General features: G+C 47.9%; 20 protein-coding genes. 4 read left to right on the top strand and 16 right to left on the bottom strand.

Annotated features, from left to right (window positions below; all coding sequences use genetic code 11):
- Positions 1 to 26 precede the first annotated feature (26 nt).
- From AB4Z17_RS13475 to AB4Z17_RS13405, 15 genes are all read right to left on the bottom strand, one after another.
- Complete coding sequence (locus AB4Z17_RS13475) at positions 27 to 3,650, bottom strand: hypothetical protein (protein WP_441960223.1); 3,624 nt, start codon at positions 3,648 to 3,650, stop codon at positions 27 to 29.
- Positions 3,651 to 3,721: 71 nt separating this feature from the next.
- Complete coding sequence (locus AB4Z17_RS13470) at positions 3,722 to 4,183, bottom strand: phage tail protein (protein ID WP_441960221.1); 462 nt, start codon at positions 4,181 to 4,183, stop codon at positions 3,722 to 3,724.
- A gap of 9 nt (positions 4,184 to 4,192) precedes the next feature.
- Complete coding sequence (locus tag AB4Z17_RS13465) at positions 4,193 to 4,372, bottom strand: DUF6760 family protein (RefSeq protein WP_076267912.1); 180 nt, start codon at positions 4,370 to 4,372, stop codon at positions 4,193 to 4,195.
- A 17-nt stretch (positions 4,373 to 4,389) separates the two neighbouring features.
- The gene (locus AB4Z17_RS13460) at positions 4,390 to 4,770 is read right to left on the bottom strand and encodes a hypothetical protein (protein WP_028611985.1); all 381 of its coding nucleotides are present in this window, start codon (positions 4,768 to 4,770) and stop codon (positions 4,390 to 4,392) included.
- Positions 4,771 to 4,896: 126 nt separating this feature from the next.
- Complete coding sequence (locus tag AB4Z17_RS13455; protein ID WP_076267913.1) at positions 4,897 to 5,331, bottom strand: phage tail protein; 435 nt, start codon at positions 5,329 to 5,331, stop codon at positions 4,897 to 4,899.
- Between the two features lie 38 nt (positions 5,332 to 5,369).
- Complete coding sequence (locus AB4Z17_RS13450; RefSeq protein ID WP_430057590.1) at positions 5,370 to 7,082, bottom strand: phage tail sheath family protein; 1,713 nt, start codon at positions 7,080 to 7,082, stop codon at positions 5,370 to 5,372.
- A 102-nt stretch (positions 7,083 to 7,184) separates the two neighbouring features.
- Positions 7,185 to 7,985 (bottom strand): hypothetical protein, encoded by an 801-nt coding sequence (locus AB4Z17_RS13445; RefSeq protein WP_441960219.1) that lies wholly within the window; start codon positions 7,983 to 7,985, stop codon positions 7,185 to 7,187.
- Entirely contained in the window at positions 7,978 to 8,556 is a 579-nt protein-coding gene (locus AB4Z17_RS13440; RefSeq protein WP_339207668.1) for a DUF4255 domain-containing protein, read from the bottom strand. Before AB4Z17_RS13440 ends, AB4Z17_RS13445 begins: the two co-directional genes overlap by 8 nt.
- Positions 8,557 to 8,723: 167 nt before the next feature.
- On the bottom strand, positions 8,724 to 10,940 hold the full coding sequence (locus AB4Z17_RS13435; RefSeq protein WP_441960217.1) for an AAA family ATPase: 2,217 nt from the start codon (positions 10,938 to 10,940) through the stop codon (positions 8,724 to 8,726).
- Between the two features lie 31 nt (positions 10,941 to 10,971).
- Positions 10,972 to 12,192, bottom strand: coding sequence for a PP2C family protein-serine/threonine phosphatase (locus AB4Z17_RS13430; protein ID WP_441908913.1), 1,221 nt, complete (start codon positions 12,190 to 12,192; stop codon positions 10,972 to 10,974).
- 37 nt (positions 12,193 to 12,229) lie between these two features.
- The gene (locus tag AB4Z17_RS13425; RefSeq protein ID WP_076267919.1) at positions 12,230 to 12,574 is read right to left on the bottom strand and encodes an STAS domain-containing protein; all 345 of its coding nucleotides are present in this window, start codon (positions 12,572 to 12,574) and stop codon (positions 12,230 to 12,232) included.
- Entirely contained in the window at positions 12,571 to 13,050 is a 480-nt protein-coding gene (locus AB4Z17_RS13420) for an ATP-binding protein (protein WP_441908911.1), read from the bottom strand. Before AB4Z17_RS13420 ends, AB4Z17_RS13425 begins: the two co-directional genes overlap by 4 nt.
- A gap of 133 nt (positions 13,051 to 13,183) precedes the next feature.
- Positions 13,184 to 13,888 (bottom strand): response regulator transcription factor, encoded by a 705-nt coding sequence (locus AB4Z17_RS13415; protein WP_339207661.1) that lies wholly within the window; start codon positions 13,886 to 13,888, stop codon positions 13,184 to 13,186.
- Complete coding sequence (locus AB4Z17_RS13410) at positions 13,885 to 14,742, bottom strand: sensor histidine kinase (protein WP_441908909.1); 858 nt, start codon at positions 14,740 to 14,742, stop codon at positions 13,885 to 13,887. Before AB4Z17_RS13410 ends, AB4Z17_RS13415 begins: the two co-directional genes overlap by 4 nt.
- A gap of 23 nt (positions 14,743 to 14,765) precedes the next feature.
- Positions 14,766 to 16,172, bottom strand: coding sequence for a copper resistance D family protein (locus AB4Z17_RS13405; RefSeq protein ID WP_441908907.1), 1,407 nt, complete (start codon positions 16,170 to 16,172; stop codon positions 14,766 to 14,768).
- A gap of 149 nt (positions 16,173 to 16,321) precedes the next feature.
- Here AB4Z17_RS13405 and AB4Z17_RS13400 point away from each other — a divergent pair, with 149 nt between their 5' ends.
- Complete coding sequence (locus tag AB4Z17_RS13400; RefSeq protein WP_339207657.1) at positions 16,322 to 16,480, top strand: hypothetical protein; 159 nt, start codon at positions 16,322 to 16,324, stop codon at positions 16,478 to 16,480.
- A 64-nt stretch (positions 16,481 to 16,544) separates the two neighbouring features.
- Here AB4Z17_RS13400 and AB4Z17_RS13395 read toward each other — a convergent pair whose 3' ends face one another.
- Positions 16,545 to 16,979, bottom strand: coding sequence for a gamma-glutamylcyclotransferase family protein (locus AB4Z17_RS13395; RefSeq protein ID WP_441960215.1), 435 nt, complete (start codon positions 16,977 to 16,979; stop codon positions 16,545 to 16,547).
- Positions 16,980 to 17,029: 50 nt separating this feature from the next.
- Here AB4Z17_RS13395 and AB4Z17_RS13390 point away from each other — a divergent pair, with 50 nt between their 5' ends.
- From AB4Z17_RS13390 to AB4Z17_RS13380, 3 genes are all read left to right on the top strand, one after another.
- Positions 17,030 to 17,911: a helix-turn-helix domain-containing protein gene (locus AB4Z17_RS13390; RefSeq protein ID WP_441960241.1), complete on the top strand. Its 882-nt coding sequence runs from the start codon at positions 17,030 to 17,032 to the stop codon at positions 17,909 to 17,911.
- 109 nt (positions 17,912 to 18,020) lie between these two features.
- Entirely contained in the window at positions 18,021 to 19,307 is a 1,287-nt protein-coding gene (locus AB4Z17_RS13385) for a glycoside hydrolase family 27 protein (protein ID WP_441960213.1), read from the top strand.
- Positions 19,308 to 19,726: 419 nt separating this feature from the next.
- A partial coding sequence (locus AB4Z17_RS13380) for a Glu/Leu/Phe/Val family dehydrogenase (protein WP_441960211.1) occupies positions 19,727 to 21,085 on the top strand: 1,359 nt, incomplete at its 3' end.

Here is a 21,085-nt window from a genome sequence, read left to right as displayed (position 1 = left end):
CGATGTCCCCTCCAAATCTGTTCATTCTAGAAGCCTCTTCTTCGCTGCTCCAGCTTCATCTTTCGCTCCAACGCCTTATATACTTGATCCGCAATAGCTTCTGGATGCAGCTGCGGCATTTTCATAATCATCTTCTGCAGCTGCACAGGGTCCAGCTCGCGAGGCGCTTCCACCTTCACCTGACGCGGCGGCTCCTGTGCAGCGGGCCCACTTGGTTTATGATGCGAAAGTGTTGGCATCTCGCCTCGTTCAACAAATGAAGCTGCACTCGTCTCTACTCCGCTAGGTGCAGCTTGGCCAGCTGTATTACGATGACGGGCAGCTGCTGTATAACTAAGCCTTACTTGATCGCCAATTGTACCGCTAGATTGAACGGAACTAGGCTCAATGCCGGCTTTTACAACCGATGTTAGTCCGCTAAGCATCGGCTTGTTTTCTATGGATGCTTTTGCAGCAGGATTGGCGAGGCCAGACTGTCTTTGTATCGTTCGGAATGGAGTCACTCCTGCTCTGGATCCGATATTCAAGAAAGATGACATTACCGTTTGAAGATGTACAGGATTGGTTTGTGCGCTGCGGTTATTTCTCTCGCCAATAGGGAGAGCAGGAGCTGCCAGCTTCATGTCTCCTGATTCTGTCTGCTTGTGCACGCTTAGTGTTGGATACGCGCGCATGGATGCGGAAGCTTTCGCTGATTCCGATGCTTCGGCTGACATTTCAAAGCGGTTAGACAATGGTTGCGATGCTTTACTCGCCACATCATTTAATGATTCAGCGCCATATGTTTTTTCTATTTCATTTACCGAGGTGCTGCTATTTTTACGGACTTGCCGCTGAACTAGTCTTGATTCGATCGGCTTTTGTTTCGCTTCCGCGCTAGCGCTTGGCTTTGTGTTTGGAGAAGCCTGCTGCTCCGCTAGCCTTCGCACTAATGAAGTGGATGCTTGCCTAATATTATTGTTTTCAACCCCATTTGCTGAGGTTTTAATCGCTTCAGATGGGAGCCATTCAGCAGCAAAACGATGAACCGTTCTTCCAACTAAAGGAGAAGCTGAATCTACTTTTGCTCCAGCATTAGCATAAGGAAAAGGACTAGGCATTGTTGTCCCTTTTCTTTTCCCTTGTATTGCATTCTGAAGTGTAGCGCTGATGCTCGCTTCATGATTTGCCGCTGTCATTCGCCGCTTATGCGACAGTGATGCTCCGTTTTTCAATAAAGTCTTCTTATTATTCGCAGCTCTCGCAATTAATTGTCCGCGAACGGTAACAGATGCCAAGCCCGTATTTAAACCAGCCTCTTTGCTTGGCTTCAATTCTGCCATTTTAGACAAATTCTCGGCTCTCGCACTCGCGTCTGTTCGACTGGCACTAGCAGAAGCGCCTTGAATGAAATTCGCATCATGAGAAAAGGTTTGCGATTCTGGTACGATTGTTCGTTTATGTAAAATAGCACGGCGGCTTTGAGCACGTATAATCCCTTCCGGATTATGATCCGTTGCAGCTTTATGCTTATAGTTGAGCTGAGTTGGCGGCTTCTTCAGGGCGGTAGCTTCGGATGCCTTGCTTGCATCCTGCCTTAGCACTGGCTCTGCGCTCTGCGCATGCTGTCTCTGTTCAAAACGTCGCAAAACCATCTGGGCAGGCCTCGAAGCCATATTCCGATTCCTTATTCTTGCTGCTTCTGCAAGAGCATTTGATAATGTCCTTGACGGTATAAACCGTTGAGATCCATCAGCTGATATCCCTGCTTGTACTGCATTTGCTTTATGGATTGAAGTAGCAGCACTGCTAGGTTTTGTTTCATTTCGCTTCCGGCTGCTTACATTCGATGAGATACCAGCTGGATTAGCTTTTATCTCTTTTTTATGGGAAGGCACGACTGGATTAATCATGCTGCTATTATTCAGATTTACAGTTGAATCATTATCTACCTCTCGTGGCTGATCCGACTGTGAACGATTCGCTCGATGAATGAGACGTTTGGCAGCAATCGCTGATTTACTGCTCCGTTCAGTTAATTCGTTCAAAAGCTGCGGCTTGCGCTGCAATACTAGTAGCTGAAGCCTATTTCGATTAACATCTGTTATCTTGCTAGCGGTTACCTTGATACTTGATTGGATAGCGGCAGCTTCTGTTTCTGCATCTGGCATTGCCAAACGATTCAGTTGATTCGTTTTTTTCGCGGAGACATTTGATTGTACATCCGCATCCTTGCCATTTGGTGCTGCTTCTTGCGACATCTCCGTTTGCTCGGAGATATGTTTTTGATGATTACGATGCTTTAGCTCTAGCTGTTTTTTTCCTTTTGCACGATCTTCTTGCGGTAACACATCATCATCCTGTCTACTCGAGAGCGTACGGAACATGTGTGTCGCTGTCTCTAGCTGCTCCAGCTTCACCGCTTCGGCTCTCTTCCCAGCCTCGCTTAGAACCTTGCCCGCAGCGGCGCTTCTCTTCTCCGCCTCCCGCTGCTCCAGCTTCACTGCTTCGGCTCTCTTCCAAGCCTCGCTTAGAACCTTGCCCGCAGCGGCGCTTCTCTTATCCGCCTCCCGCTGCTCCAGCTTCACCGCTTCGGCTCTCTTCCCAGCCTCGCTTAGAACCTTGCCCGCAGCGGCGCTCTGCTTACCCGCCTCCCGCTGCTCCAGCTTCACCGCTTCGGCTCTCTTCCCTGCCTCGCTTAGAACCTTGCCCGCAGCGGCGCTCTGCTTACCCGCCTCCCTCTGCTCCAGCTTCACCGCTTCGGCTCTCTTCCCAGCCTCGCTCATAACCTTACCCGCAGCGGCGCTTCTCTTCTCCGCTTCCCGCTGCTCCAGCTTCACCGCTTCGGCTCTCTTCCCAGCCACGCTCATAACCTTACCCGCAGCGGCGCTCTGCTTACCCGCTTCCCGCTGCTCCTGTGAAACGACTGCTCTGCGCGCATTCGTAAGCTGCAAAGGCGCCTTGCTCAATGATGCGCCAGAATCGTTAGCCTGCTTGAGATTAGACTTAAGCTGAGCTCGATCCTTCGCAAGCGGCTTATTAAGGTTATCCAGCTTGCGAAGCGATTGAATGACAATACCGGGTTGAAGCTTGGCTTGCAGCCATTTATAGTAATCCGCCTGCTGCTCTGCCTTCAATGGTTGAGTAGGCAGCTGCGAAACATGCGGTATTATTCGTTTGGAATGGTCATGCTTGACTCTGTTCGTTATTATACTGCTGTTAACAATCTCATCTACCTGCTTCGTAATGCCTATTTTGTGGAGTGCTCGATCACTCGTTTCTTTCCCTTGAACAGGCTGTGCTATTGCTATTTCTCTTATCGTTCTTAGTTCCTTGATAATATGTGTCACATCTCTGAATACGATCGTTTCACGCTCTACCGTTACTCGCTCGCGCATCATGATGCGCTCAGGCTTGCGATCTGGACTAGGCGGCGTTTTTTTATTGCTGCCGCTATTTGGTGCTGCTGCTTTAGGTGCTACGACTTGCACATGCAGCGTTTGCTGAGTAATGGTCGGTTCATTTTTGATCACATGCGACATAGCAACCCGCTCAAATGTTTTGCGTCCTGTGCCTGTCTTATATTTATTCAAGATGCCTCCGGCAAACGGCTGAACCGACGTTGATTGCTTTGTCGCAGCTTTGCCCATACGGTCCAAAATTCGTTTCATACCGGTGCATCCTCCTATTCCCGTTCAACTTGCAATTTATGATTCATTAACGTTTAACTACATGCACAACCCTACTTCTGAAAATCACCATATAAACCGCTATGAATAATTTCTATCGTTTCAACCGCAATGTCACTCGTGCTCGCATTCAGATGCGGCCCGRTCCACCTCACCGGATAAGCATCAAAGAAGCTCCAGCGTCCAAATTCTGTTCCGTCAGCAGATTGCAGCACAATCGCACCTGTTTTGCGGTCAATCGTTCCATCTATTGTGCTTTCGTACCAGCTCCAAAGAGCAGGCGATTTGGTCATACCCTTGCGCAGCACGAGATTTGGGAACCGAACGCCCATCGGCAGCTTATGAACATAACCATTCACTCCGCCTTCACGGTATTCCTCAATTTCTGTTTCTGCCTCAAGTCCCGAAACCTCAGAGAACCCAGCAACAAAAATGTCATCGAGCTCCACCCAAAACTTGAATGTGGTAGCTACATCGTGAAAGCGACCTTTCTCTTGCCCCTTCATGACTGCCATAGCGCCGCATCACCTCTTTCCAAAAACGTCAAAAATGTTTTTCTTACCGCTATCTGATTCATCGTTCATCTTGCGATTAATTTTGGAAATTTCATCGCACCAGCGCCTGCGTTCTGCATGCTCCATGCTCATAATTTCGTCATGAGACCAATGAAAATAATACGCGACGAAGCCTACCTCCTCGTACAGCCGGTCAACCGGATAACCTAAGAGAGAGCTTCCGTTAAGGACAAAAAATCGACAGCCACCTCGAACTCGTGGTCACATTTCGGACAAGCGGTAAGCACCTTAGGCGCCTCTAAGTCATTAATCTGACGATATAGATTTTGCAAATAAGCAAGATCTGCCGTAAACAGCTTCTCAATCAGCTTCGTATCAATATGCCTAACGTCCCCAAGCTTCGTTACCACTCTAGCCATCAAAATAACGGTCAAATAACTAGGATTGGATTGTACGCGCGGGTCCTTCATCGGTAAAATTTCATCAGCTGCCGTAGCAAGCCGCATAACACCCCGGCGGTGGAGATTGCCTTGATCATCCACGTAGCCGCGAGGCAATTCAAATTCATATTCCGTTTGAAACGCCATCCGGTCATCACTCCAATATGTAAAATAGAATCAATTTCTAGAAAAGCGGAAAACAAGAGAGGAGCAAACGATTTCTCGCCTGCTGACCTCCCTTGTTCGCCATAAACCAGCTTTAATTACTCATTTCTATGCGGTGCGAGTTAAACCCTCATGAGCGAATTCAATCAGCTCTAGCGCAATATCATTGCCGGTACCATTGAAGGTAGGCGCAGTATATTTAACAGGCCAAGCTTCGATAACCTGCCAAGTAGCCACGTCTTCGCCTTCTTCGTCAAGCGCGATGATCGTAATCGTTTTGCGCTCAATCGTTCCTTCGGCGCATTCTTGAAGCCAATCATACAGCTCCATCGATTCAGTCGTGCCCCATTTCAGTGAAATGTTGCCGTACTTGATTAAGCCTGGAAGCTTGCGAGGTGTAATAACCTCGTTGCCCTCGCGGTATTCGACCACATCAAAGGTTGCCTCAAAACCGGAAACCTCGCTAAATCCTGCTTGCTCAAGACCTTCTACTTCTACACGAAATCTAAAATTGCGATATGGATCAATACGATCTCCTGGCATGTGGATCCCCTTCCGTTATTCGATATGGAAGCTAATGACTATTCCGAACCTGTTTTTTGCGTGATGCGGAATACGACGAATTCAGCTGGTTTCACCGGCGCTACGCCGATTACACAAATCAATCGTCCATTGTCGATGTCATCCTGTGTCATCGTTGAACGTCCAATTTCAATATAAAATGCTTCAGACGGGCTTGTACCGGACAATGCTCCGTCACGCCATACACGAGTTAAGAATGCGTCAATCGTGCGCTGAACCCGGGCCCATAGCTGCTCGGTATTGGGTTCAAATACAACCCAGCTTGATCCATTCATGATCGAACCTTCGATGAAAATGAATAAGCGGCGTACGTTGATATATTTCCAAAGTGTATTGGATGAACATGTACGAGCGCCCCATACGCGAATGCCTTGGCCTGTAAAAGCACGAATCAAGTTGACGCCTGCTGGGTTAAGAATATCCTGCTCGCCATTGTTGTATTGAACGTCTAGGCCTACTACACCGCGAAGCGTTTCGTTGGCAGGTGCCTTTTGTACGCCGCGTGTCGTGTCAGAACGAGCATATACCCCAGCGATTGTACCAGATGGCGGGATGAAAATATTGCGTTTGTCGAGCGGGTCAAACACTTGCAGCCATGGATTATACAGTGCGCAATAGCTTGAATCGAACAAATCACGATGTGCAAGCACATCCTGTACCTTCGTTACTTCGCGAGGAAGATCAAGAATCGCAAAGCGGCTTCCCAAGCTTTCACAATGAGCAACCAGCGACAGTTGTACGTTAGGATCGGTTACACCTGGAATCGCCATGATGCTGACAACATCGTTGTCGATAAACGACTGGATACCAGTTCTTCTGCCTGGACCAAAGTCTTCGCCGATAAAATCAGCAGCCGACAAGCTTGCAGCAGAACCATCACTGCCGCCCGCAAGCAGAATTTCAAATACGGCAAGCTCAGAACCAGCAATTTGCTCCAGCGGAGCAATGCTCTCTTCCGATGCCTTTAGTACTTGTACGCTTACGATATTCGAGCGGGATACCAGCTTCTCCACATAGTTTGGAGCCTCTGGATTTAGCGATGCTTTCTCGTAGGTTTCCGACTCTGTTCCGTAAAGCACGTTAATCGTAAACTCCGAGGAGCTTAGTACCTTAGTTGGAACTAGAGCCGTATCCACTACATCGCCGCTAAGTGCTTCTGCAAGCTCAATCACTTGATCATGAACAGAAATGATGCGGTTGTACTGCTTCTCTGTACCATTTGTAAAAACAACCACATCCCCAGCATAAAAGCCAGCAGCGTTTTTCACGCGGTAACGATTGCCTTCGCTTGCTTCAAAGATCGGTGTTTTTGCTTTGCTTGCAGGTACAACAACAGCACGAATTTGATTGCCCCAAGCGCCTGGATTTTTGGCGGTAATGGAGAGAACCGCATCCTTCTGAGCTTCGTTAGAGGCTGTTTTGGCATCTGACGGCGCTACCCGGGAAATGAAGCAGCGGGAGCCTCCGTTTGTGAAAAACTGATTAACCGCATGCGCAAGAAAACGGTATGAGCCAAAAGCATTTTCAGATAAATAGGAACCATATACACGTCCAAAATCAGCTGGACTTGTAATAAGCTGCGGTAAACCCTCGACTGGTCCGCGAGCAGCAAGCCCAATAAAGCCCGCTGTGCTCGTACTAACACCTTCCAGTGGTTTGGCGCCGCTCTCGAATTCCTCCACATAGACGCCTGGCGATAAATACTCAGCCATGTGTGATCTCCTCTCTGAATCTATTTATGTATTAGGTAATGGCAGGCATATTTCTCCCGCGTCAACCCCAAGACCAATTGGAATGCGTCAGAATAGTTAATCCTACTGAAGGATTAAAGTCTGCGCTGATACTACTTCACCCGCTTGCGCCGTCAACTCGGTCGCAGCGCTGCCATGTTCATTCATTGCAAACACTTTAATAGGAAAGCTGGTGGGCAGTATGCCGCGGAATGGAAGAATAACGATACCGTTATTTGCACTGCTCGTTTGAACAGCAGGCAATAATAGCGCGCCTCTTCGATAGTTTTCCTTCAATGGCTGCTCGAATCGCAGTACATTGCCGGGCAAAATCTCAGCTACACGCACAAGCTCCTCATTGCCTTGACCGCGAAGCAGCAAGCTCTCGCCTGCAACCGTCTGCCCATGCAACTGCCCCACTGCTGCTGTATCTGCACCAGCAAGCAGCGAATCTTGCATAATTCTACCTCGTGCTGCGACATCCTCGCATATGTAAGCCCAAACCTCAGCATCAGCACAAGGTCTGCTAGCGGCATCACATAACTCAAAGGTGACAGCTGTCGAATCTGCAGGATAAGCATATTTGGGACCAGGCAAAAGCGGTACTGTAATCATTGGGTATAATTTTGAAATAGAAGCGGTTTCAATCTGTTTCCTGTAGGGTATAAATACAGGTGAGGTAACGGAGAGCACATAGCTGCCAGAGGGAAGGTCAAGAAACAGAAAGGTCCCGTCAGGCTTCCGAATGGGTTTCTTATGAATGCCCTCAAGTGAAACGGATAACGCTGAAGGTGCAAGCAGCCTTCTTGTCCATACGTCAACTGGAGATACAACAAGCGAGCAGCGAGTTACCCTCGTTGAACGATGGTGTGACATATTAGCCACCGTCCTTTTCCTCAAGCACGATATGACGCTCGACAACTCGCGAAACCGGCTTCACACGATTCGAATCGAGCATGACTGGGCCTACGCGATAGACGACAGAAAGCTTGTACGGCGTATCGCCGAACTGCCAAAGCTTCAGTAAATCTTCGCCTTCCATGCTGACTAGACTCATCCTTATCGCACCGTTTCCTTCAGCAAGCGTGCCTTCAAGATATGTACCGCTGAGTACGGCGTTATCATAAAAGACCTGCATTGCACGACCTAATATCCGATGCTCGTCCAATGCACGCGTTAATCGATTCGCACTCGAATGCGCTGTCATCAAAAAATAAAAATCAAGCGCCTGCGGCGGGTACTGAAGCACGCCTCCACGATCCACCATGCCCGTCCGGCGAGATTCGCCATTTTCCTTAACGTTGAACAAAAACAAGGAAAGAGCTAGATCGCCTGCATCCCGGGGCGAAGCCATTCCGATCAACTCGGGACGCGGCACAGGGTCAGGCGTAAGATGATCACGTAGCAAGCGCAGCATGCTGGCTTCCAAATCCGCAATAACCGTATATCCACCCATCAGCCTATCACTCCCAAAAAAATCAAAATGGTATTCGATTTCTATTATAGCTTCTCTACTACCAATTGACTACGCAAAATTACTCAATTTATGTCAATTTTCCTGACTCCGCGAACCAAATTCAGTAAAATTACTACATTTTACAACAAATTATTGAGAAAAACTTGCTAGTTATACGGTTCAAACGATTCTTTCACGACAATTTTCCCCATCTTATGGAGCTCTTGGCGTGTCGCACGGACCATATGCCTCATGCTGATTGAAGCTTGCTCCGAGGCAGCCATAAACGCAGCAGACAGGACAATATTTTTAATATGACCGCCTGAAGCATCGATGCGCGCTGCTAGAAATGACAGATCAAGGTCAGGATCAAGCGGCGCATCCTTAGGCAGCAGCGAACGGAAAATTTGCTCCCGATGGGCTGCATCCGGAAATGGAAAGTTAACGATCACCTGCATTCTTCGCAAAAAGGCTTCGTCCATATTTTGCAGTAAATTTGTTGCTAGAATCGAGATACCCTCAAAGCTTTCAATGCGCTGCAGAAGATAGGATGCCTCCATATTCGCGAATCTATCATTAGAATCTTTTACTTCCGTTCGTTTGCCGAACAAGGAGTCTCCTTCATCAAAAAACAGGACAGCGCCGCTGCTTTCCGCTTCAGCGAACAGCTCTCTCAAGTTTTTTTCCGTTTCTCCGATATATTTGCTCACAACGCGTGACAGATCAATACGGTAAAGCTCTAGACCCATCTCTCCCGCAACGACCTCGGCTGCCATCGTTTTGCCCGTGCCAGGAGGCCCAGCAAACAACATGCTTAAGCCTCGACCATAAGGCAGCTTATGACCAAAGCCCCATCGATTAAACACCGTTTCGCTATGCTTATGCCTGCTGCAGGCATCCTTAAGAAGCTCCAGCGGCTCCTCTGGCAATATCAAATCATCCCATCGCCGAACGAGCCGCTGCTTCTCCGCGAGCTCGGACAAACGATGCTGAACCTGTGTTCGCGAGGCATGGGCATAATCATCAAGTGTAGGGAACTCGTGCTTGTTAAGGTAAGCTAGGCGATCTGCTTGTTTGCTCATTCGCTCGATCTGCCCAGCTGTAAAAGCATACTTATCGGCTAAGTGTCTGAGCAGACTACGATCCGCTCTTTCATCGCTGCAGCGCTGCCAGAGCTGCAATCGCACTTCTGCGTTAGGAACATGCACAGTATGGCTCGTTAATGCAGAAAACGCTGGAAGCGGCAGCTGTGAGGCGCGCCTTTCTACACGCGTCAGCCATAACACGACAGGGAGCCTTGATAATTCTATATAGTTAGCAAGCGCCTTGCGAACCCGTTCCTGCTGATGAGGCCAGCCCTCAGATGCGCTTCTTTCTCCCTCCCTCTCATCGAAGCATAAGACAGCTACAGATAAGAGCGATTCACGTACAATATTGTTCAACTGCTCCGCCATCGCATCTTCATCCTTAGCAAGCTTGTCTAGCTTGACAAGCAGCAGCGGCTGCTCCAAAGACTGAGCCAGATGTCTGGCATGCAGCTTTTTGCCGGCGCCCGAAGGTCCGCTTAACTGAATAAACGGTATTTCATACTGCTCATTCTCATCATCTTGAGTGAATGATTTGTCTCCCTTGAAGGATCGTTCCCTTTGCACAATTTGCAGCAGCATGTCTTGAAGCTCGCAATTAAACGCCAGCTCCGGAGCTGACCTCGCCCCATCGTATAAGGTACAAACGTCTTCAATTCTGGAATCCAGCTTTTCAGTATCCAGCAGAAACGAGATAATACGGTCGTCCATGCGCAGCGGCTGCTTCAGCATGCTTCTCTCAGCGGGTACTGCCGCTCTGCCTGATCTCAGCACAAATCTGCCAAGGGTCGAATAACCCGCGAGCAGCGAACGAGCATGATAAAACTCTTCTTTCGAATCTCCTAACAATCGCAGCGCAAGCTCCGCAGTAGGCACCCGCAGCGTAACGTCGTCATTCAAATAGCCAAACCAGCTTTCATAACGTGAATCAAGCTCAGCTGCAAGGCATAACATAACGCAGCGTTTTTCCCATGTCGAAAGACGAAGAGTCCATGACAAATAAGCGAACGGGAGCCTTGCTCCCTCGCTTACGCTGTCATGGATATGATGTGAAAACTGTCGTTCCGCTTCTAAGCGAAAGTGTCTAAACGAAGCTAATGCATCTTCTTCCTGTAAAGACTCGTTTCCTAGAAACGAACGTTCTATATCGATAGCGTTAACGACGAGGCCGCGCATTGACATTGGCGTTTGACCATCGATTTCCTTGCTCTCAAAGTCTGCAAGAAGAACTCGCAGCCCTTGTTCCAGCAAAGCGAGCTCGTCACGTAAATAATCAAATCCTGTTTCATAAAATCGCATGATGGTTCACCCTTATATGAATGCATTACGCTTATCGGCGCATGAGGCAAAGTACCGCAATATCGTCGGATTGTGGAGCTCCGTCCGCGAACATGAACACGTCCATCAGCAGCGCATCGATGATTTCAGCGCTAGAATAACCGGACGTTTGAGATAAGAAATTTTGTAAACGACTAGTGGAATACTGCTCTTGCCGTTCGTTCTCGGCCTCGGTAATACCATCGGTGTAGAGGACAAAACGATCGCCATGCTCAAGCTCGATGGTCTGATTCCGATAAGTGAATTCAGGGAAAGAACCAAGCGGGATGCCTTTGGGGAGCTTAATCGGCAGAACGGAACCGTCCGCTTTGACAATGTAAGGAGTACAATGCCCGCCATCGCTAAGCACAACCTCGCCAGTCGCAATGTTAAGCACGCCGCATATGATCGTTGCGAATAGCTGTGCATTGTCCGTACAAAGCTCATCGTTGACCATTTCCAGCAGCTCGCCTGGCGACAGCTTCGCATTCATTTTCCCTTTAATTAACGAAAGCGTCATCGCCATGAACAGCGCAGCCGGTATTCCTTTATCCGACACGTCACCTAGTGTGAAAAACAGATGCTCCTCGTCTATTTTGAAAAAGTTGTAGAAGTCGCCTCCTACCTCTTTCGCTGACTTCAACAGTGCACAAACGTCAAAAGGTTCATTTGCGGAAGGCATTGTCGTAGGAAGAAAGCTGAGCTGAATGCTGCCGGCAATTTGCAGTTCATTCTCAAGGCGATCCTTGAGTGCCGTTGCCATTTGCAGCTCCCCCACCGACTCCTCAAGCGCTTCATAGAGTCTAGCATTATCCAGTGCCAATGCCAGCGGCCTTGCGAACTGAGTAAGCGTCTCATGATCTGCCCTACTAAATCGAGCTCCGCCGATCTTAGCGGTTGCTTCCAGAACACCCACCTTGCGGCCTCTCGCCATCATCGGCACGCTTACTTTATCACCGACGCTATGATCCATGGTTTTTGTAAGCTCATTATCTTGCGAATCCCAGTCATCGACCAGACCAACCGCTGCCTCTTCTGCGAATATAAGCTGCTTCGCTGCTGCATTTACCGAATTTATTAGCTCCGGCTGATGCAGCGAGGAATGAACCTGCGTGCTTAAATCAAACAGCATTTCCGCACGCCTCAGCTTTGCGGTAAGACGACGATTGCAAACGAATAAATATGCCGCAGCGCCAAGGCCCGCAGCTCCGAATATTAAATAGAGTACTGACAAGACCGTTACCGCCTCTCTAGCTTCAGCTGAACCATCGTTAAGCCCCTGCTCCCAGTTTGACTAGCGCTTCTTCCCGTGTCTTCGCCATATCCAATATCGTTGTAAAACCCGACATTTCAAATACATCATAGACTTGCTCGCCGAGACATGCGCAAACCATCTGTCCTTTAGAGGCTCTAAGCTTCTTAGCCGCCACCAGTATAACGCGCAGTCCCGCACTGCTTATGTATTGCAGATTCGTAAAATCAAAAATAAATTGCTGCTTGCCTTCTGCAAATAGTTTCAAGAACGCTTGCTCCGCTATCGTCGCGTTATTTCCATCCAATCTTCCCTCTAGTGGAATAATCGTAATGCCATTTAACTCCGTTGCCTGAATGTTCATATGTCTGCTTCCTCCCGCTTATCGCCATTGCTATTAAGTACGAAATGCTTGCGCATGCGGAAGCGATTCAAACCGCCCGCATATTCATAATGAATGTCATCCATTAACCTTTTCACAAAAAAAATACCCAAGCCGCCAATCGGACGATCCTCCAGCTCGAGCTCTAATAGTGCTCTAGGATCAGCCTCCTGCAGCGGATTAAAGGGAACGCCCCCGTCTTCTATTTTCACTTCAACGCTGGTTGGAGAAGCTTGAATAATGACGTCAATATAATGCTCTCCCCCAGATGGGAAGCCGTAGTTTACAATGTTAATGACAAGCTCCTCGCATGCTAGAGACAAGTCGAGAACTGCGCGTTCAGACCAGCCCGCCTCGGCACCGATTTGTTCAAGCCCTTCATTCAGACGCTGAAGCTCATCCAGCCGATTGTACAGCTTAATTTCACGATCGATGGGAAATTGCCAATCGTTCGACATTTACTACCCCCCAAATTGAATCTGACCTATCCAAGCAGAAACTAAGCAAGATATGAATCTAGTAGTTCTACGAATCTTGTTGGAATCCTGCTATTTTTGTCGAATAGTTTGAATTGCATCTTCAGCAAAAGTTTTAACGTTCAACAAGCCCCTGCTCAAAGGCGTAAATCGTCAACTGTACGCGATTAGCGAGATGAAGCTTTTGCAAAATATTTTTCAGATGGTTTTTTACCGTATGCTCCGACAAGCACAGCTCGCCTGCAATCTCACGATTGGAAGCGCCTGTTGCCACCCGCTCAAGCACTTCTTTCTCCCGATCGGTAAGCGGAGTCGTAATAATAGACGCATTCTTGTCCAGCGTTTGAGGTTTATTCACAAGATGCTTGGTCTCCTGCGGCTTCATTTTCGAAAATTCCTGCAGCATGCGAAAGGCAAGCTCCTTCGACATCGGTGCTTCATCTAAAGATATCGCTCGCAAATATTCCATCCATGAGGATGGCGCAAGATTTTTGAGCAAATAACCTTGCGCTCCTCGCTTAATCGCTTCGAATAAATTAGTAATGTCATCGGAGACCGTAACCATGACAATTTTTAATGAGGGCATGAGCAGCTTCAGCCGCTGCGTCGCTTCGAGTCCGCCAATGCCAGGCATATTAATGTCCATAAGCACCAAATCGGGCTGCAATTCTTCGATCGCAGCGATTGCCTCCTCGCCGCTTGCCGCTTCCCCTATTACTTCAAATGAGTCATCGCTTAATACTATATCGCGTATGCCTTCCCGGCCGTGGGGATGGTCATCTACTAAAAAAACGCGTACCTTAGCCGTTTTATCCGTCATTTGGCATCACTCCTTCCGATGATTTCGACTTTTGTGCCCTGCGGTTTCGTCTGCTGTACCGTCATCGTCCAGCCCATCGCAGCTGCTCGCTCCTGCATCATTTTGACCCCATACTTGCCTTTGCCGTGAAGCTTCTCCTTCTCAGCCCCTATACCATCATCGAGAATGGAGCAGCGGAAAGTATTTGGCGTCTTATCGGAGCTTCCGACTCCTTCACCTTGAATGACAATTTGTTTTGCTTTCGCATGCTTCTGTACGTTCATAAGAGCCTCGCGCATAATAGCCAGTAATTCGACCTTCTGCTTATAGGACAACAAGCCGTCCTGTACATGCCACTCCACTGTTGTTTGAATGCCGGAGGTCTGTTCCATCTCAACGGTTAAATGGTGGATGCTTTGCATCCATGACATATCGGCTGGTAAAGGCGCATCGTGTAAATTGGCAATAGATTGCCTGACGTCATCATATACATGCCTCACGGTTTTTCTAATCTGATCCGTCGTTTGCTGTGCATCAGAAGCGGACTCCGCCCGCTCCAGCTTGTCCAGCTTAACCGATAGCATAAACAACGATTGTGATATGCCATCATGAAGCTCGCGCGCAAGCTGCTCACGTTCCTCAAGAGCCGCCTTGACAATACGCTCGCGCTGCAGCGTCTCTTGCGTTTGCTCCAGCTTAGCGAATAACGCACGGAGCAGCGTCAGCGAAATAATAAAAACAAAAACAGGCGCGAGCAAATTGCCGAGATCCATCGAAATGAACGGGAGCAGCAGTGCGTGGCGCAAATATTCCCATAGCCCGATAGCGACCGTCGGAATCCATAAAATTAGCCATTTCAGCCATTTATACGACATCTGCTCAGCTCCCTTTCTCCCCATTAGTCATTCCGAAACGGAATCAACTGCTTCGTTACTGCGCCGGTCTGGTCCGTAATGATCAGTTCTGCTTCCCATGCCCCGCGTGTAGGCAGCTCGAACTTATCGGATTCATAATCCGTTTCTAAAAACCCTGGGAAAGCTAAATAATTTTCCCCGCTGGCGCCGCGCACTGGAACGTTGATATCCGCTTTCTTCGGATTGTCCGGCGTACGAAGCAGAAATTGTACAGATGCCGGCGAACCAAGCGTCTTAGGCAGCCAGATTTTTAATTTTACGTCATTTGGACCAGGTCCATTTGGCGTTATGATTACCGTGTAATGGAGCGTTTCACCCATTTTATGATAGGATAACGGCTCTGTATCGGGAACCGGACTTACATAAGTAAAGATGCTTGCAAGAATCAGCACCAAAGCCATCAAAAGTCCATCCAGCTTCAGCAGCTTGCCGCTCGGCAGCTTTTGCTGTTTGGCTCGCCTATGCAGCAGAAATCCAACACAAGCAACAATCAGTACCAATCCTGATTTGGCAAGCAGCATGAACCCCCAGCTTGTATAAAACAAATAGCGCCAGCTTGGCAGAAGAAGTGCCGTCATGCCAATTCCACTTATCGTTAGCAGCACGATTGTCAGCCATGCTACCTTCGTAAATCGCTCGGCGAATCTTCCTGCCTCCTTGCGATCTGTCCGCCACAATAACAATAGCAGCATTAATCCGCCAGCCCACAAAGTAGAGCAGACGATATGTATGAAGTCGAACACAATAGCAAACGTATTGCTTGGGAGTGCATTCACATGCCCATTAAAGCTTTCAACCGCAATAAGCAGCAGAGCCCAAATCATTTTGAATGAATCATGCAATCGCAGAACAGTAAATCCAAGCAGTGAAAGTACGATCAGTGCAAGCCATGATTGTCCGGTGGACGTCTCCGTCAGCAAGCGGACCCATTCATTCGAATTACCGCCGTCATATCCCTTCATTAATTGACTCGCATGAACAAAAACGAATAGTAAAACCGCAAGCAGCAATCCTCTAAGCGAATAGATGCTCCATTTTTGCACGAGCTTGCTCAGACTGGAATCCGCATCCTTTGGCAGTGTTATGGACCAAAGCATTAATCCAGCAGCGAACATAAATGCAGCATAATAAATAGCTCTAACCGTATAAAATAAAGCCTGCGAAACGGTAATTCCAGCTTCTGAATGAGCTCCATCCGAATGATTATGGCCAACCTGCTTGTGAGGGTCAAAATTTGTTTCTTCCATTCCCGAATACAGCTGTGCAAAAGCCTGCGGCGGCGATACCCACAAAGCAGCAGCAGCGATCAGGAGAAACAATAGTACCATTGCCATATATTTCGCCCATCTGCCGGACGTCATTTGTTTGTGTTGGAGCAAATATTTTCCCATAGATGTCACATCCCTTTATGTCATACTGTTTTAGTGTACTCGACCGCTCTAAAAAGAACAATTGCAGCGCGGTTAAGCAAATACGTATAGCAACCTGCTTTAAAGCCCATTCTACTATTAAAACCATGAATCTAAGGACGTGAACCCTAATGATGGACAAGGATTATCATCTCGCTGAATTAAACAACCAAAGCGATGCGCTCGATGCCATTCGCAAGCTGGAGCAGCAATTGACTAAAACTTATGGCTCAGAAGTCGCATTAATTGCTTATGCAGCAGACGCAGATAATGAAAAAGATAAAGCCTAAACAGCATATTAAGGCGTAATCAACGGCATGGCTCCTGCGCAATTCACAGAGGCTATGTCTTTTTTTATAAAATGCCCCTTATTTTACGAGCGAAAAATAGCGGCCAGTAACCCTCCGCGATAGCTGGGCAGCCTCTATCGGATTCCCAAACGTACACCCAGCCTGAAACAAGCTTGTCCTTGGCGTCAGCAACCCATACCCTTTCATAATCATTTTGCTCTTCGTGACCATAAAATTGCTCGAGCGCATCCATGGATGCAAGTCCTTCTCTATCGACGACTATCCATTGACCGCTTATAATACTATTGCACTCTTTAGCAATAGCATCTCGAACGGCCGCTGGATATTCACCGCAATCCACCAGCCTTCCCGCAATCTCTCCTGGCCGACTCGATTGCACAAAGGATGAAACAAAATGATGATTGCTTTGACCAGGCAGTAACGAACCGTAAATAAAAACAGGTATTTGCCGCATCTCTTCTCGAGCACCTTCCATCATGAAATAATAGATTGAAAATCCGTCTTCCTTCGAGGTGATTATTCCAAGTGATGATGAATCAGCCCTACGGTGTATATGGTTATCGGTTTCAAGACCCGCCGCAGCTCCCCATCTATCAGTTATTTGCAACTGGCTATCAAGAGGTAACAGAGACTGACTACTACTGGGACGGGATGAAACGAATTGACGGCCCGCTGTACTTGCTCCAATACACCGTCTCCGGCTTCGGTCAATTCAGGCTCGGGGATGAAACACATGATCTCTATACAGGCAATGCTTTCCTTGTAGAAATCCCTGGAGATCATCATTATTGCTTGCCGCAGTCGAGCGACCATTGGACTTTTTATTTTGTATTATTCCGCCAGCAGCATATGCAAGCGCTGTGGTCTGAGCTGCTGCATGCCGTCGGTGCCACACCAACATTTGAGCCTGCAAGCGCAGTCGTTCGCAGCCTTCAAAATTTATATGCAGAGGCTCGCAGCAATAGTATTCAGAACAGCTACCAAGCATCATCTCTTATTTATCGTCTTATGATGGAACTGCTGCAATCAAGCACGCTGCAGCAGCAGGAGAAAATGAATTGGCCGCAGCAAATTAAGCAGGCAGCTGCTTATATGGAAGCTGAATTCCATCGTTTGCAAAGCTTAGATGATGTCGCTGCTGCGGCTGGATTATCTAAATATTATTTTACGCGAATGTTCATGAAGACGACAGGCATGTCACCAATGGACTTTGTAACGAAGCTCCGAATCGAGAAAGCTGTTCAGCTGCTTAGAAGCAGCAGCCTCACGGTCGAAGAAATCGCTCATACGGTTGGTTACTCGAGCGGCAGCTACTTTAGTAAAGTATTTCGAAGCCGCGTCGGCTTCCCTCCTGCTGATTTCCGCTTAGCCAAGGAGCTTCCTTCAATCGATCGTTTGCAGTTCGATTGAAGAGCAATATTTTACATATCAACGCAATAAATTACGCTAGTCATCGACTAACGTTTCGTTTTACGATTGTCGTATAGAGCAATATTACGATAAGAGAGGACGAAATCAAATGTATACAACTTCCAAACATCATCACTATGCAGCAACTCCGCCTATGGGCTGGAATAGCTGGGACTGCTATGGCGCAAGTGTGAGAGAAGACGAGGTTCGCGGAAATGCGGCATATATGGCCGAACATCTGCGAGATTATGGCTGGGAATATGTCATTGTTGATATTCAGTGGTATGAGCCCGGGGCAAATTCATCCCAATATCGTCCTTTCGTTCCACTTGAAATGGATGAGTATTCCCGCTTGCAGCCCGCAGCTAACCGATTTCCATCCGCTGCGAACGGTCAAGGCTTCAAATCTCTAGCTGATTATGTTCATTCACTCGGGCTAAAATTCGGTATCCATATTATGAGGGGCATTCCTCGTCAAGCCGTTCATGCAGACGCCAGCCTGCTTGGAACAAGCATAACCGCTCGCCAGATTGCACACCCGAATTCGATCTGCCCGTGGAACACAGACATGTATGGCGTTGATGCTTCCAAAGAAGGCGCACAGCAATATTATAATTCGTTATTTGATTTATACGCTTCATGGGGTGTCGATTTCGTTAAAGTGGATGATATTGCTGCTTCCAGAATTTACGGCATTCATTTGGATGAAATCAAGCTTATTCATCACGCAATAGAACAATGCGGCAGACCGATAGTGCTTAGCCTATCGCCTGGTCCTGCTCCTCTCGAACATGCGGGTGCGCTTGCAGAGCATGCGAATATGTGGCGAATGACAGATGATTACTGGGATTTGTGGCACCTGCTATATGAGATGTTTGAGCGCTGCGAGAAGTGGGCGCCGCATGCTCGGGATGGAGCATGGCCTGATTGTGATATGCTGCCGCTGGGGCATTTGGGCATTCGTTCTGTGGATGGAGGAGGCAGTGATCGTTGGACAAGATTTACACGGGACGAGCAGGTAACGATGATGTCGCTATGGGCTATTTTCCGATCGCCGCTTATGTTTGGCGGTGAAATGCGGGACAACGACGAATGGACGCTGTCATTGCTCACAAATGAGGAAGTATTATCCCTTCATCGGAATGGACGCGGCGCACGCCAGCTATATCGAGAACAGGACCGTATTGCATGGACAGCACAGGGCGATGATGCATTGTACGTTGCTTTGTTTAATGCGAGTGATCAAGAGGATACGGTTGCCGTGACGCTTGCGCAGCTTGGTTTAGCCGATGCTCCGCTCGTACGCAATATTTGGACACGCGAGAATCTCGGGAGCTTGAACGAGCTGTCATTCTCTCTACCTCCACACGGATCGTTATTGCTCAAATTAACTTGATCACGCAAGGCCGTCAATTGTTTATTCTAACAGGAATTTCTTCTGTTAAACTCGTTCAAATGCTGCTGCAATGATGCTGAAATGGAAAAACTCCCGTTAATTTCTGCAAAAGACCACTAATGAGTCATTTGCATCAAAATAAGCTGGAGTTTTTCCTGTTATTTGTGTTGTAAAGCGTTTAATCGCTAATATAACGGGAACTTTTCCTGTTACCCAGCTTAATCAGAGTGGATTCGAAGCTGAATCCCTATGATTTTGTAACCATACGCACATCAAGCTTTCCCTAGTTTTGGCTTATAACGTTCCAATATGTTACAGTTAGAGTTCAAGTGCTAGCGTATCTGCCTCATATCGATTGACAATTATACGCTGCGGCTTGAAAGAATCTCATTCCTGAATACATAGGAGGTCGTTTAGTTATGGCAAGCCAAACAGGAGCCATCGTACAGCAATCCTTAAACGCATTAATGGGAGACCCTGCTTTTTTACCAAGTTTACAAGATCAATCGCGTGAGCAAGCTTTCCTTTCACTTGCTGCTATTCTGTCCACGCCAAATAAAGTTCATAAAGCCTTTTTGCGCATTACGGTAGATAACGGCAATGTCGTTCGAATTCCGGCCTATCGCATTCAGCACAACGATACACTCGGGCCTTACAAAGGCGGCATTCGGTTTCACGAATCTGTAAGCGAAGATGAAGTAACGAATCTAGCTGCGCTAATGACGCTCAAAAACGCGCTTCACGAAGTGCCTTTCGGCGGCGGTAAAGGTGGAGTCGTTATTAATCCACGTTCCTATTCCGCTAAAGAGCTTTATCTGATTTGCAAAAAATATGTGCAATATTTCAGTGACGTGCTCGGGCCTGACAAAGATATTCCAGCCCCTGATATGGGAACCGGCGAGCGTGAAATGGACTGGATGATGGCCGAATACAAAAGCATTCATCCCGGTCACCCTTACCTAGGCAGCTTCACCGGCAAAAGCGTCATTAATGGCGGATCTTTAGGCCGCAGAGAAGCAACCGGAAAAGGCGTTTATTTCACTTTCCGTTATATGCTTCATGACTTTCTTAAAGAGCAAAGCAGCTGGCTCGCCGGCAGCACAAACCCGTTTGTGCAAACCGCGTTAGCGCATGCGGACAAGCCGCTGTCGATTGCCGTTCAAGGCTTCGGCAACGTTGGTTCAGTCGCTGCAATGGAAGCTTATAAATGCTCTTATTTAAACAATAAAGTAGTAGCTGTAAGCGATCGCAACGTCACGTTGTACAATCCAGACGGTCTCTCTGTCCCTTCTTTGCTTGAATACGCATCGACTCACCAAGGTGATTTGCCTTCGGACGAAGCCGCATTGTCTGAGCTTGATATGAAAGCCCAAATTCTTGGCCGCGAAGAAGTCCTTTATTTAGATGTAGATGTGCTTATTCTTGCTGCACTTGAGGAGCAAGTTCGCAAGGACAACGTCGATCAAGTAAAAGCCCGCATCATTGTAGAAGGTGCGAATGCACCTGTCACAGGCGAGGCTGATGAGGTGCTGACTGCAAAGGGCACCATCATTATTCCCGACATCCTTGCAAACGCCGGCGGTGTTATCGTCTCCTATTTCGAATGGCTGCAAGGGAGAGAAACACAATTTTTCACGGAGGAACAGGTGTATAAGATGTTGTATGAGAAAATGCAAACAACGTTAAACGGCATTCTGCCCGCTTTCTTCGGCGATCCTTTGCCGCTCCGCCAAAATTGTTATAATCACGCGGTTATGAAGCTGTCAACCGTGCTGTAT

Origin of the sequence: Paenibacillus sp. TAF43_2, assembly GCF_052113545.1 — a bacterium.
Taxonomy (GTDB): domain Bacteria; phylum Bacillota; class Bacilli; order Paenibacillales; family Paenibacillaceae; genus Pristimantibacillus.
This window is presented reverse-complemented; position numbering and strand designations above follow the sequence as displayed.

What these genes read in the sequence shown, in the direction of transcription:
- AB4Z17_RS13475 (WP_441960223.1), bottom strand. Translation starts at nt 3,650, where the DNA reads ATGAAACGAATTTTGGACCGTATGGGCAAAGCTGCGACAAAGCAATCA.
- AB4Z17_RS13460 (WP_028611985.1), bottom strand. Translation starts at nt 4,770, where the DNA reads ATGGCGTTTCAAACGGAATATGAATTTGAATTGCCTCGCGGCTACGTG.
- AB4Z17_RS13455 (WP_076267913.1), bottom strand. Translation starts at nt 5,331, where the DNA reads ATGCCAGGAGATCGTATTGATCCATATCGCAATTTTAGATTTCGTGTA.
- AB4Z17_RS13450 (WP_430057590.1), bottom strand. Translation starts at nt 7,082, where the DNA reads ATGGCTGAGTATTTATCGCCAGGCGTCTATGTGGAGGAATTCGAGAGC.
- AB4Z17_RS13440 (WP_339207668.1), bottom strand. Translation starts at nt 8,556, where the DNA reads ATGGGTGGATATACGGTTATTGCGGATTTGGAAGCCAGCATGCTGCGC.
- AB4Z17_RS13435 (WP_441960217.1), bottom strand. Translation starts at nt 10,940, where the DNA reads ATGCGATTTTATGAAACAGGATTTGATTATTTACGTGACGAGCTCGCT.
- AB4Z17_RS13425 (WP_076267919.1), bottom strand. Translation starts at nt 12,574, where the DNA reads ATGAACATTCAGGCAACGGAGTTAAATGGCATTACGATTATTCCACTA.
- AB4Z17_RS13420 (WP_441908911.1), bottom strand. Translation starts at nt 13,050, where the DNA reads ATGTCGAACGATTGGCAATTTCCCATCGATCGTGAAATTAAGCTGTAC.
- AB4Z17_RS13415 (WP_339207661.1), bottom strand. Translation starts at nt 13,888, where the DNA reads ATGACGGATAAAACGGCTAAGGTACGCGTTTTTTTAGTAGATGACCAT.
- AB4Z17_RS13410 (WP_441908909.1), bottom strand. Translation starts at nt 14,742, where the DNA reads ATGTCGTATAAATGGCTGAAATGGCTAATTTTATGGATTCCGACGGTC.
- AB4Z17_RS13405 (WP_441908907.1), bottom strand. Translation starts at nt 16,172, where the DNA reads ATGGGAAAATATTTGCTCCAACACAAACAAATGACGTCCGGCAGATGG.
- AB4Z17_RS13400 (WP_339207657.1), top strand. Translation starts at nt 16,322, where the DNA reads ATGATGGACAAGGATTATCATCTCGCTGAATTAAACAACCAAAGCGAT.
- AB4Z17_RS13395 (WP_441960215.1), bottom strand. Translation starts at nt 16,979, where the DNA reads ATGATGGAAGGTGCTCGAGAAGAGATGCGGCAAATACCTGTTTTTATT.
- AB4Z17_RS13390 (WP_441960241.1), top strand. Translation starts at nt 17,030, where the DNA reads ATGATGAATCAGCCCTACGGTGTATATGGTTATCGGTTTCAAGACCCG.
- AB4Z17_RS13385 (WP_441960213.1), top strand. Translation starts at nt 18,021, where the DNA reads ATGTATACAACTTCCAAACATCATCACTATGCAGCAACTCCGCCTATG.